9 protein-coding genes are annotated in these 13466 nt (G+C 30.5%); 7 read left to right on the plus strand and 2 right to left on the minus strand.

Annotated features, from left to right (window positions below):
• Positions 1–91 precede the first annotated feature (91 nt).
• Positions 92–1273, plus strand: coding sequence for a DUF6600 domain-containing protein (locus ABRY23_08965; protein MFA3783179.1), 1182 nt, complete (start codon positions 92–94; stop codon positions 1271–1273).
• A gap of 41 nt (positions 1274–1314) precedes the next feature.
• On the opposite strand, the gene rpmB is transcribed toward ABRY23_08965, so the two are convergent.
• Both rpmB and ABRY23_08975 read right to left on the minus strand, forming a co-directional pair.
• Positions 1315–1554, minus strand: coding sequence for a 50S ribosomal protein L28 (gene rpmB / locus ABRY23_08970; GenBank protein MFA3783180.1), 240 nt, complete (start codon positions 1552–1554; stop codon positions 1315–1317).
• 125 nt (positions 1555–1679) lie between these two features.
• Entirely contained in the window at positions 1680–2168 is a 489-nt protein-coding gene (locus ABRY23_08975) for a ferritin (GenBank protein ID MFA3783181.1), read from the minus strand.
• A 103-nt stretch (positions 2169–2271) separates the two neighbouring features.
• Between ABRY23_08975 and ABRY23_08980 the strand changes: the two genes are divergently transcribed.
• The 6 genes from ABRY23_08980 (at position 2272) to ABRY23_09005 (ending at position 13465) form a co-directional block, all read left to right on the plus strand.
• Complete coding sequence (locus ABRY23_08980; protein ID MFA3783182.1) at positions 2272–4041, plus strand: M14 family metallopeptidase; 1770 nt, start codon at positions 2272–2274, stop codon at positions 4039–4041.
• A 12-nt stretch (positions 4042–4053) separates the two neighbouring features.
• On the plus strand, positions 4054–4749 hold the full coding sequence (gene mtgA, locus ABRY23_08985; protein ID MFA3783183.1) for a monofunctional biosynthetic peptidoglycan transglycosylase: 696 nt from the start codon (positions 4054–4056) through the stop codon (positions 4747–4749).
• A 199-nt stretch (positions 4750–4948) separates the two neighbouring features.
• Complete coding sequence (locus tag ABRY23_08990; protein MFA3783184.1) at positions 4949–5260, plus strand: tyrosine-type recombinase/integrase; 312 nt, start codon at positions 4949–4951, stop codon at positions 5258–5260.
• A 300-nt stretch (positions 5261–5560) separates the two neighbouring features.
• Positions 5561–8938 (plus strand): helicase-related protein, encoded by a 3378-nt coding sequence (locus ABRY23_08995; protein MFA3783185.1) that lies wholly within the window; start codon positions 5561–5563, stop codon positions 8936–8938.
• A 164-nt stretch (positions 8939–9102) separates the two neighbouring features.
• Positions 9103–12600, plus strand: a complete 3498-nt coding sequence (locus ABRY23_09000; protein MFA3783186.1) for an Eco57I restriction-modification methylase domain-containing protein — start codon at positions 9103–9105, stop codon at positions 12598–12600.
• A 322-nt stretch (positions 12601–12922) separates the two neighbouring features.
• Complete coding sequence (locus tag ABRY23_09005; GenBank protein ID MFA3783187.1) at positions 12923–13465, plus strand: hypothetical protein; 543 nt, start codon at positions 12923–12925, stop codon at positions 13463–13465.
• Position 13466: the final 1 nt, after the last annotated feature.

Below are 13466 nucleotides of genomic sequence, written 5' to 3' on the forward strand. Positions count from 1 at the left end.
TGTTAAAAAATATGAGAATAATAATTAAATTAAAATGCGGTTTGTGGCATTAAGATTGAATTAACTTTGATAAACTGATTGTGAGGCCATTATGAAAAAGCTAATATTAACAATTTTGCTTTTATTTGTTGCTGCTCCTAATAAATCTGAGAATTTATATAGCAATGTGACCTTCGAATATTTTTATTCAACATTGTCTCCTTACGGTGAATGGATACAAATTGATGCTAATTTATATGCCTGGCGTCCATATAATATTAGACATAGTTGGCGGCCATACATGATAGGCAGGTGGTGTTGGACTGTTAATGGTTGGTATTGGGATTCATTTGAGCCTTTTGGTTGGGCAGTTTATCATTATGGCAGATGGTATTATGATGACTTTTATGGCTGGATTTGGATACCAGATTATCAATGGGCACCAGCATGGGTTGAATGGCGATATGACGATGATTATATAGGATGGGCTCCATTACCACCTTATGCAACTTTTAGAGTGAACTTGGGAATTCATTTTTCCATTATTTGGCATTCGAGACCTTTTTATTGGAGTTTTGTACCGTATAGGTATTTTTGCAATGTTAATGTTCATAACTATCTTATAGATTATAAACTTGTCAACAGGATTTTCCCTAGAACGCGTTACAGAACTAATTATTATGATGATAGGGGCAGAATTGTTAACGGTGGAATAGATAAAGATTTTGTTGAAAGAAAAAGTGGCAGCAGGATTTACACTCGTTCTATACAAATTACTAATGATTATGACAACTATAGAAAATTTAGGGGTAATGAAAGAGCGGATAAGATAATTGAATTTACGCCATCTGAAAGAGAAATTTCAAAATACAAGAATTTTACCGATGTGCACGCAAGACGTTATTCAGAAAGAAGTAGCTTAAGGTTGGACAAAATGCTTGTCCAAAGAAACAATGTTAACGAAAGAAAACTTAATGGTGAAAAAGGTGATAGAAGTATTGGTAACAATGCTTTTGGTCTATCAAACGAGTCTGAGAAATCAAACAGGTTTGATAATAATAATAAAATTAGAAGCGAGTTTAACAGACCAAGAGGTTATGAAAATTATAATGAAGAAATTCCAATTTTCCGAAAACCTAATGGCAGAGTTGAGAGGCGGGGCAAAATTTATCCGGAAAATAGAACAAATTTAAGAAAAGAATCCCATCGACAAATTATTCCAGAATATAGAACCTTTAAGAATAGAGAGACTGTCACAAAATCTGAACGAAGAGTTGAAACAAGAAGGCGATAACTTTTTCGCCTTCTTTGAATTTTATTTTCTTTGTTAGAAAATCAACGAGCCTTGATTTTACCTTCTTGGACTAATTTAGCTATTTGGCCGGTTCCATTTTTTGAAATAGTACGGAGAGCACTTGCGGTTAATTTCACGGTAACAAATTTATTTAACTCTTTTACCCAAATTCTTTTCTTTTGAAGATTGGGCAGGAATCTTCTTTTTGTTTTATTGTGAGCATGAGAAATATTGCTACCACTTATAGGACCAACGCCAGTAATTTGACATTTTCTTGCCATTTTTTATCCCTTTTTACCTAAAAAACGAGCACAAATTTAACTAAATTATTGCTATTTAAGCAAAAATTAGTTGCTTTTAATCCAACAAATCTTTTGATAAAAGTTACTTTTTATTTTTTTCCCAGCTATTTCCTTTGCCCTAATTCTCTGTCCAACATATATAATGCGCTTTTGTTTTCACCAATCAACTTAAATTTTTCAATAATCTGGTTCACGGTGGAAACTTCCTCTACTTGTTCTTTGACAAACCATTGTAAAAATATATTTGTAGCATGATCTTGTTCGGCTATAGCCTGGTTGACTAATTTATTTATTCGGTCGGTTATGTATAGTTCATGTTTGTAAGCTTCTTGAAAAGCTTCTAATGGCGACTTCCAACTTTCTTGAGGCTTTTCAATTAATTCCAATTTAACTCTTGAATTCACTTCTATTAAATAATTGTAAATCTTCATTGCATGCCCATATTCTTCAGTGGATTGTACCTGCATCCAAGTGGCAAAGCCAGTAAAATTTATTGACTGAAAATATGCCGACATTGCTAAATACAAGTAAGAAGAATAAAACTCTGCATTAATTTGGTCATTTAATGCTTTTTCCATCTTTGCTGAAAGCATAAATCCTCCTTATTTTTTTGATTTTGTAAACATATTTATTTGATTATAATATTACAAACAGTAATTTTTAAAGACTACCTTTTACTATGTGGGTATATCGATTATGAAACAAACAATAATTCTTTTGATTTTTTTGTTGCTCATTAATTTTACATTAATTGGACAAACTTTAGAAAAAAAGTGGTTGACAGACTTTGAGAAGTCTAATTATACAGCAACATCAAATTACGATGAAACCATAAATTATCTTAAAAAATTAGAAGCAGCTTCTCCTTATATTAAACTAATTACTTTTGGACAATCACCTCAGGGCAGACAACTATATGCAGCAATTGTATCAAGGCAAAAATTGTTTAATCCCTCAGAAATAAAAAAGAAGGGACTACCTATTTTATTAATTCAAAATGGCATTCACGCTGGTGAAATTGAAGGTAAGGATGCTTGTCTACTACTCTTAAGAGATATTTTAATTACAAAAACTAAAGCTAAATATCTTGATAATTGTGTTTTAATAGTAATCCCAATTTTTAATGTTGATGGACATGAAAGAATGAGCAAATATAATAGGATTAATCAAAATGGTCCTAAAGAAATGGGGTGGCGTGCTACCGCACAGAACTTAAATTTAAATAGAGACTATATGAAAGCGGATTCGCCGGAAATGATTAACTGGCTGAAATTTTTTACAAAATGGTTACCCGATTTTTTTATTGACACTCATACGACTGATGGTGCGGATTATCAGTATACAATTACTTACAATATATCTGACGGCGAAAATCAATATCCGCAAACAATCGAATGGATTAAATCATCACTTATACCGTACTTTGAAAATAAAGTGGAAAAAGAAGGCTACTTAATTTTTCCATATGTTGCTTTTAAAGGAAGTAAACTTGAAGATGGATTAGTTGACTGGGTACCAACACCAAGGTTTTCTAACGGATATGTTCCTTTACAGAACAGGCCCGCACTTTTAATTGAAACACACATGCTTAAGTCTTATAAAGACCGTGTATATTCAACAAAATTTTTAATAGAAGCTGTGATAGAAAAAATTAATGATGATAGTCAAAAGCTTGTTAAAATGAATAAGGATGCGGACAATTGGGTAATAGAAAATTACTTTTATAAAAAAAAGCCATTACCTCTAAGTTTTTCAGTTACAGATAAAAATAAGATTATTATCTTTAAGGGTTTTAACTCAATCGAAAAAGAAAGCGGGATTACAGGTAACAAAGTTTTAGTCTATACAAATACACCAGTAGATTTTAACATCCCATTCTATTATGACTTAAACGTAAAAGATTCTGTGTATGTCCCGAAAGCTTATCTCATCCCAAAAGAGTGGAATGAAATTGTAGATAAGTTGAAACTGCATGGTGTAATAATTGATACTGTCAGAACCTCCGAACAAGCAGTTGTTGAAAAATATAAATTCTACGATGTGAAATTTTCAAACAGTTCTTTTGAGGGACACCAAAGACCAATTTATAAATACAATGTAATTATTGATACACTTAGACTTAAAAAGGGGGATTATATTATTAGAACTGACCAAAGAACACTGCAAATTATAGTAAATCTATTAGAGCCTTTAAGTCAAGACTCATTTATTGCATGGGGATTTTTTAACACAATTTTTGAAAGAAAGGAATATTTTGAAGTTTATTCGATGAATAAAATTGCTGAAGAGATGATTAGTGAAAATCCCAAGTTAAAAGAAGAGTTTTTACGTAAACTTCAGGAAGATGAAAATTTTAGGAATAATAGTTACATGAGATTGATGTATTTTTATGAAAAGTCACCTTACAGCGATAAATATTTAAACCAGTATCCTGTTTTGCGCATAATTAAAGAATTACCAAATTAATCGTGTTGAAAAGTGATTATCATTAAAAAAATTTTATTGATACTATTATTATTTGTTTCTTTTTCAGCAATTACTGTTCTTTTCTATAAATTTGTTAACCCGCCTGTTACTTCTATTATTCTACTAAAAGAAGAATTCACATTAACAAGCTTTTTATCGATAAAAAATTATAATCAAAAATGGCAGGGCATACAAAACATTTCAGCTTACGCACCTTTAGCAGTTATTGCATCAGAGGATCAAATTTTCTTTGAACATTTTGGATTTGACTTTCGCCAAATTGAAAAAGCAATAAAAGAGAATGAAAGAAGACGGAGAATAAGAGGTGCCAGCACAATCTCACAGCAAGTCGCAAAAAATTTGTTTCTATGTAACGATAAGTCAATTTTTAGAAAAGCATTTGAAGCTTATTATACTTTATTAATTGAACTTTTATGGAGCAAGAAAAGAATATTGGAAGTATATTTAAATGTTGCTGAAATGGGTGATAATATTTACGGAGTCGAGGCAGCATCAGAAATATTTTTTCATAAGTCTTCATTAAAACTAACTTCAGCAGAAGCTGCGTTTCTTGCTGCCGTTTTACCTAATCCTATTAAGAGAAAAGTATCAAGGCCATCTTCTTATTTATTAAGGAGAAAAGAACAGATTTTAACTCAAATGGAATTGATTGGTGGACTGCCTTTTATAAAAGAAAAATTGCGTTGAAGTAGTTATGTTTAATATCAGCCCATGCATTTGGAAATGACACTTCATATTTACCTATGGCTTGTTATTAAAATTCTTACTCACTCATTATTACTTACTATAGTGAATCTTGATAATATCTTATTCCATTCTTTGCTACCTTACTAATTAAAACAAAAATAAACCAAACCTTTGATTTGTCAAATGAGTTTGAAATTTTATTACCCACGAAGTCCCATATCACAAAGTCAAAAAAGTTCGAACAATCCCTTTATCTGTTAAAGCATTACAAATATTAACCGAAAGGCAATTAATTGAAATAGCAGAATTTGTTTTCACAATTAACAACAATTCAATTAATCAAAACACACTTTCACATAAGTTCCATGAATATGCTATCAAAGCAAATATAAATCCAAAGCTAAACTTTCATTCTTTGAAACATACATTTGCAAGCTGGTTAGTCCAAAAAGGTGTTTCAATTTACGAAGTCCAAAAATTCTTAGGTCATTCAAATGTTTCCGTCACTTAAATATACGCACAACTTGCAGTCTGATAACTTAAGAGCTGCAATAGAAAAATTGAATGCATTGACAAACTAAAGGGTAACATTAGACTTGAATGAATTAATTAGAAATCCTTACTATGATAGAACTATTGTTTATAAAATTGTGAGCTTTTTTCAAAAACAGCTTCAATGATTTTTTGAAGTAAACTTAGCCTTATTATGATAGCTTCTAAATTTCTCATTTTATATCTTTGTTTTAAATAAGTTTATTGAAGCATTAATGAATACTTACTTTCGAAGGGCAATTATTTTCAGGAGTTCTCCATGCCAAATTACTTCATTACAAATGAAGGAACCAAAGATTTAAGAAGAAGACTGATTCAACTTATAGGCTGTAGTAAAGAATTAAATTTTCTTATAGGTTTTTTTTACTTCTCTGGAATAAGAGAATTATACGAAGGTTTGAAAGGGAATCAAGATTTTATTCTTAAAGTTTTAGTTGGACTTGATGTAGATAAGTTATCCTATGGATTGATTGAATTTTCGAAGGACGAAAAATATTCTAATGAAGAAAGAATTAATAATTTTTTTACTTCGGTTAAAACATCAATTAACAGTGATTATTTTGATAACAAAGAATTTTATGAACAGGTTAGATATTTCATAGATTTAATAAAGAATGATAGACTAATAATTCGCAAAACATATAAACCAAATCACTCTAAACTCTACCTCTTTTATTTGGAAGAATCACAGGTTGGCAGATCAAAATTATTTATTACAGGTAGCAGCAATCTTACAAGGGCAGGATTAAGCGGACAGAATGAATTCAATGTTGAAATTTCAGATTATGGTTTTGATGAGGCAGAGAAATATTTTAATGAATTATGGGAAGATGCAGTAAAAATAAATGAAGAACCGGATTTAAAAGAAAAATTAATTCATATAATAGAGGACGAAACATTAATAAAAGAAATAACTCCATTCGAAGCTTATGCGTTAGTGCTTAAATCATATCTTGATTCATTTGAAGGGAAAGAAATTGGAACAAGCTTATTAAGAATTCTTGATGAAAAAGGATATAAAAAATATCAATATCAACTTGATGCTGTAAAATATGCTCTTTCTGTAATTGAAAAACATAATGGTGTTTTAATTGCTGATGTAGTAGGGCTCGGAAAGACAGTAATAGCTTGCATGATAGCAAAACATTTGAAATCAAGAGGCTTGGTTATATGTCCACCTGGATTAATTGGCGATGAAAATAAAACTGAAGGCTGGAAAAAATATCTAAATGAATTTCAGCTTTATGATTGGGAAGTGCGCTCACTTGGAGATTTAGAAAATACATTAGAATTCGTAAGACTTAATGATGATATTCAAGTAATAGTAGTGGACGAAGCTCATCGATTTAGAAATCAGGATACAAAAGGATATGAACAGTTAAAAAATATTTGCAGAGATAAAAAAGTTATATTGCTTACAGCAACTCCATTTAATAACAAGCCGGAAGATGTGCTTTCATTACTCAATTTATTCATAATCCCTAAAAAATCATCAATAACACTTAATGATGATTTAATAAGTGTATTTAGAACAATTAACAGATTATTTGATGATTTAGCATTTATCAAGAAGAATTATAACTCAAAAGAGAGAAAGAAATTAAACAAAGCCAAAAAACTCTATAAAGCTATTTTTGATGATGATGAGATAGATTTAACAAAAGTAAAAAGAAAATCACACTCACTTGCAAAACAAATTAGAGATGTTATTGAACCAATCACAATAAGAAGAAATCGATTGGATTTGTTAAAAAATCCAGTTTATAAAAATGAAGTGAAAGAACTCTCAGTTGTTGATAATCCACAAGAATGGTTCTATGATTTGACTGAAGAACAATCAAAATTTTATGATGAAATAATTACAAAATATTTTGCCGACCCTGATGAAGAAGGAGGCAAATTTAAAGGTGCAATTTACAGACCGTTTGAATATGAAAAAGGTTATGGAACAACACTTTTTGATGAAGAAAAAGATAAAGAAGAAAACAGAGAATATATTCAACAGCGCAACTTATTTGATATTATGCGCAGATTGATAATTAAGAGATTTGAAAGTTCATTCGGTGCTTTTGAACAAAGTATAAAGAATTTCAAACATATTACAGAAACTGTTCTAAAGTTCATAGAGAAAACAGGTAATGGAGAACCATTAAAAGGTGAATATATTCTTGACAGAGATTTACTTGAAAGAATTGTAGAGCTTGATTCTGATGAAATACAGGATAAATTAAAAGAATACGAAGACAATATTACAAAGGGAGTCTATCCAAAGAAACATAAGCGGTATAAAATTGAGAACTTCAAATCAAAGAAGAATTTTATTGATGATATAAAGTCAGACATAAAATTATTCGATGAAGTTATTAACAAGCTAAATGAATTGAAACTTATTGATAATGACCCTAAAGTTGAACGCTTACTCAATAATGTCGAGGATGAATTAAATAAACTACCCCTTAATAATGGGCCCAAGCGAAAGATAGTAATCTTTTCTGAGTATGCGGATACAGTTGAATATGTTTATGATAAAATAAGCAGACTAAAACCAGATTTAGCAAAAAGAACACTTGTTGTAACTGGTTCAATCCCTCAATCTAAGATAACAATTATAAACAAAAACTTTGATGCTTCAGCAAAAGAACAGGATAATGATTATGATATTTTGTTAAGTACTGATAAACTGAGTGAAGGATTTAATCTAAATAGAGCAGGAATGGTAATAAACTATGATATTCCCTGGAATCCTGTGCGAGTAATTCAAAGACTTGGAAGAATAAATCGCATAAGCAAAAAAGTTTTTGAAAAGTTATACATTGTTAATTTCTTTCCTACAGAACGAGGTGCAGAATTTGTTAAATCGAGAGAGATAGCACAAAATAAAATGTTTATGATTCATAATACATTGGGAGAAGATTCAAAAATATTTGATGTCGATGAAGAGCCATTTCCAGCAAAACTTTACCAGAAGTTAACTCAAAATATAGAGGAAGCTGAAGATGAAAGTCTTTTCACAAAGGTATTTAATCTTTATAATGAAATTAAAGAACAGCATCCTGAAGTAATAAAAAGATTAAATAATTTTCCTAAAAGAGTAAAAGTGATTAAGCAGTTTAATGAAGATGAAATGATAGTATGTTTTATGAAGAATAGAATGTATATCAAAGTAGGAAATGAGAATGGAATTATGGATTCATCATTGGAGTTGATTATTGATAAAATAAAATGTGACTGCAATGAAAAACCTCTTCCAATTGATGATGATTTCTGGAATTTGTATGAAAGCGTTAAAGAGAATAAAGAAAAAAGTATTTCTCCTAAGTCACAAATCAGCAATGAAAAGAAAGCATTGAATAATATTGATAATTTAATCCGCAGGAATGGAAATGAAAGACTATTAATAATAAAGAATTTTTTAAGAACAATAAGAGAAGATTTAATTGATTACGGGACATTACCAGATTATACGATTAGAAGACTTGCATCATTAAAGCTAAAAGAAGATGATTTGCAGAGTGCTATTGAAGAAATAGAATCTATAAAAAATGAACTTGGGGAAGATTATCTTGAAAAAGAAAAGAAGAAATTACAGAAAGCAGATAAAGAAATAATAATTGCCATAATGAACAAAAAACCATAGCACCTTTTCGTCCTTAGCGTGCTTAGCGGTTTCAATATAACATAACCGCAGAGAACGCAGAGAAGGCGCAGAGAAAAAACTTATACAACTTAGTGACTTTGCAACTTGGCGAGAAATAAATAAAAAAAACTTAGCTTATTAACGAAAAACAAAATGGAAGAATTATGGAAATTAAAGACATCCTAAAATCTTTAACAGAAAAATTCAACTTTAAAGACTTATCAAGATTATTCCGCAATAAAACCAGAACATTTCGAGAAATTGACGAACCATTGAGCTACCTGAACGATGAAAATTTTTCTGATTGTAAATTGTTTGGTGAATTTAAATTAGAAAATTCTGATGAAATGGTAATAGTAACCACAAAAGTAAACAAACCACTTTCCGAACGCACTGGCAAAAAAGCACAATACACACTTGGCAAAAAATTCCTAAAAGATACACAGCGTTATGTTGGCGGCTTTTTTATTTTCTACGATGACAAAGGCGATTTTAGATTCTCACTTATCTACGATATTCCACTTGCAACAGGTAAAAGAGACTGGAGTAATTTCAGAAGATACACTTACTTTGTAAGTAAAGAACAAACCAACAAAACCTTCATTCAACAGATGAAGGAAGCAAAATTCTCATCACTTGATTCAATAATTGAAGCATTTAGCGTCGAAAAAGTTACAAAAGAATTCTATCAAGAAATTGCTAACTGGTATTTCTGGGCAATGGATAAAGTTCAGTTTCCTGATGATGAAGAAAAAGATAAAGAAAAACGTAATGCTAAAAACCTTATAAGATTAATTACACGAATTATCTTTATCTGGTTTATGAAGGAAAAAGAATTAGTCCCTCCAACTTTGTTTGATAAATCATTTATTGATAAGATAATTAACTATAAGGATAAAACCGGCAGTACTTACTACAAAGCTATTCTTCAAAATCTATTTTTTGCTACACTAAATACTTATATGAAGAAAGATAATAAAGAAAGTAGAATTTTTGTAGAAGAAGCTGAAAAGAAGGGTTATCTAAACGACGCTTATTTGCAGCAAGGATATTATCGGTATAGCAGATTTATTAAAGATAAAAAATTATTCCTCGAACAATTTGAAAATGTCCCGTTCCTCAACGGTGGATTGTTTGAATGTCTTGATAAGAAAATTGATGGAAAAGAAATAAGAATTGATTGCTTCTCTGATAATCCTAAAAATGAAACACGATTAAAAGTGCCTGATGAACTTTTCTTTCTTGAAGAAGAAACAGAAACAGATTTATCTAACTATCTTGAAAAAGGAAAGAATAAAAAAGTAACCGGGCTTCTCACTATTCTAAAACGATATAATTTTACAATTGACGAAAACACACCGATTGATCAGGATGTTGCACTTGATCCTGAATTACTTGGTAAAGTGTTTGAAAATCTTTTAGCATCTTATAATCCCGAAACTGCCACCACTGCCCGTAAAGCAACAGGAAGCTATTATACTCCAAGAGAAATTGTCGAGTATATGGTTAATGAATCTTTAGTCGCTCATCTAAAGACAGTATTGAATAATGATAATCAGGAAATTGAGCAAAAATTAAGAATGCTTTTTGATTATGCATCTGAGGAAAATCCTTTTGATGCGCAGACAACTTTGAAATTAATTGATGCTATTGAAAAGATAAAAATTCTGGATCCTGCTTGTGGTAGTGGCGCTTTTCCAATGGGAGTTTTGCATAAACTTGTGCTTGCACTTCACAAACTTGACCCAGATAATAGAATTTGGAAGCAAAGAGTACTCGATAGAGTTCCTCCTGAAATTAGAAGTGAAACCGAGCAGTCTTTACAAAATAAATCTATAGATTATATAAGAAAATTGGGATTAATTGAACATTGTATTTATGGAGTTGATATACAGGAGATTGCAATTCAGATTAGCAAATTAAGATTTTTCATTTCATTACTCGTTGAACAGCGAATTGATGATACAAAACCAAATCGTGATATTCGTGCTTTGCCAAATCTTGAAACAAAATTTGTTGCTGCAAATACATTAATTGGGTTAGAACGACCAGAACAATTAAATTTAATTCCTGGCGAGGTTGAGGAACTTGAAAAGCAGTTATTTAAAGTGAGGGAAGAAATATTTTATACAAACAGCCGCAAAGAAAAATTAGAATTACAGAGAAAGGAAAAGCAATTAAGAGAAAAACTAAAAATTGCATTAAATCATAATGGCTTTCAGAATGATGTCGCAGAAAAAATTACAAGCTGGGACCCATTTGATCAGAACACACATGCTGATTGGTTTGACCCGGAGTGGATGTTCGGAGTAAAAGACAGTTTTGATATTGTGATTGGAAATCCGCCGTACATAAAAGAATATACTCGTAGAGAAGCATTCGATGGTCTAAGGAGTTCACCCTATTATCAAGGCAAAATGGATATATGGTATTTATTCGCTTGCATAGGCATCGATTTATTAAAACAAAATGGTATTCTGACTTTTATTGCGCAAAACAATTGGGTTACAAGCTTCGGTGCATCCAAGTTAAGAAAAAAGGTTATTACAGAGACTGTCATCAGACAACTAATTGATTTTAATGACTATAAAATTTTTGAAAATGCTGGGATTCAAACAATGATTATGATTTTTCAGAAAGATAATTCAAGTGATAATTACAAAATTGATTATAGAAAAATATTAAGTCAGGAACCGACATTTAAAGATGTAATAGACATTTTACAAAAAAACAAAAATGAAAATATCCAATTCTTGATATCAGTAATTCATAGAGAAAGTTACATTGGGAGATCGCTAACATTTAATGACAATAGCACTGAAAAAATTCTTCATAAAATTTACAGTATAACAGAAGACCATCTTAAAGAAAATGAAATTACACAAGGAATTGTTTGCCCTCAAGATTATGTTATAAAAACTACTTTAAAAATTTTAGGAAAAGGTTATCAAATTGGGGATGGAATATTTGTTCTAAGTGATAATGAGAAAGAGAAAATTCCTTTTAATCGAGAAGAGTTGAAGCTATTAAAACCTTATTACACAACAAAGGAATTAGATAGATACTATGCAGTAAGAAAAAATTCAGAATGGATTATATACACTGGTTCACAATTTAAGGACCCTAAAAACATTAGACCATACCCAAATATTAAAAAGCATCTTGATAAATTTCAAAATGTTATTACATCTGATAATAAACCTTATGGATTGCATAGAGCACGTGATGAGAAATTCTTTAAGGGTGAAAAAATTATTGCTGTTCGTAAATGCATAAGACCAACTTTCACTTATACAGATTTTGAATGTTATGTTTCTGCTGCTTTTTACATTATTAAAACAAGCAGATTTAACTTGAAGTATCTAACTGGATTACTGAATTCAAGATTAATAGAATTTTGGCTAAAACATAAAGGCAAAATGCAAGGAAATAATTACCAGATAGATAAAGAACCTTTATTAAATATTCCGCTTCCTTCAATCACTACTGCTAACCAGTCCATGGTTCAGCAAATAGAGGTACTAGTAGATAAAATCCTTGCTGCCAAAAAACAAAACCCGCAGGCAGATACAAGTGCTTGGGAAAAAGAAATAGACAATTTAGTTTACCAGCTTTACGAATTAACTCCGGAAGAAATAGAAATAATAGAATGGGGGAAATGAGTACAGCCGAAAAAAATAATTCAGAAAATTGTTTGAGAATTTGAAAAAATTTAATAGCCACGACTTTTGGCAGAGCCATTCCTTCGGAACAACTCGTGGACAAAGAATAAAAACAAAACAAACCGGCTTCAGCCGAAACGAAGTAGAACATATTTTGGCTAAAGCCAATAACTCTTAAAAATCATTTAATCCACAAACTAAAGTTCGTGGCAAATAGGAAATTAGAGATAGAATGCGAATTTAACTCCGGAAGAAATTGAAATAATAGCAGGGGGAGAGAAAGTTAGAAGAAGAAATAATTTTTAAAGATAGTTTGAGAGATTTGAGTTACAATAAAAAATTGTTTTATTTTTACATGAAATCTTTGTTTAATTACATTAGCATTATGCTTACAGATGAATTAATAAATAAACTTATTACAGAAGAAAAAATTATAACAGAGCCACCTAAGAGAGATTTCAAAGAAGAAAATCAGCATCTTAGGAATGACTTTCAGTTGACTTCATCTGATGGTGTGAGAAAGTATTCTGTTTTTATTAGAAAGCACATTCAATTTTGGGAAAATTTTTCTATAGGTTTGATTTTTCACTCAGAGGAAGGAACAAGCTACAATCTTTTTAGATGTAATGGTAATCACGGTGAAGTATTGGTTGATATTCTAAATCCAACACCACATTTTGGCTATCATATTCATAAATTGACATCGAAAGAGATTGAAAATAATATTTTTGATCCTAAATTGAGCGAGTTGACAAAAGAATATGCTTCTTATGAACAAGCTCTTAATTACTTTTGTAGGTATGTAAACATTAAAGATGCTGACAAATATTTCCCAAACATAAATCAACCGAATTTATTTGAATAAC

It is taken from the genome of Melioribacteraceae bacterium 4301-Me, assembly GCA_041538185.1.
GTDB lineage: Bacteria > Bacteroidota > Ignavibacteria > Ignavibacteriales > Melioribacteraceae > Pyranulibacter > Pyranulibacter aquaticus.

What these genes read in the sequence shown, in the direction of transcription:
- rpmB (MFA3783180.1), bottom strand. Translation starts at nt 1,554, where the DNA reads ATGGCAAGAAAATGTCAAATTACTGGCGTTGGTCCTATAAGTGGTAGC.
- ABRY23_08995 (MFA3783185.1), top strand. Translation starts at nt 5,561, where the DNA reads ATGCCAAATTACTTCATTACAAATGAAGGAACCAAAGATTTAAGAAGA.
- ABRY23_08980 (MFA3783182.1), top strand. Translation starts at nt 2,272, where the DNA reads ATGAAACAAACAATAATTCTTTTGATTTTTTTGTTGCTCATTAATTTT.
- ABRY23_09000 (MFA3783186.1), top strand. Translation starts at nt 9,103, where the DNA reads ATGGAAATTAAAGACATCCTAAAATCTTTAACAGAAAAATTCAACTTT.
- ABRY23_08975 (MFA3783181.1), bottom strand. Translation starts at nt 2,168, where the DNA reads ATGCTTTCAGCAAAGATGGAAAAAGCATTAAATGACCAAATTAATGCA.
- ABRY23_08965 (MFA3783179.1), top strand. Translation starts at nt 92, where the DNA reads ATGAAAAAGCTAATATTAACAATTTTGCTTTTATTTGTTGCTGCTCCT.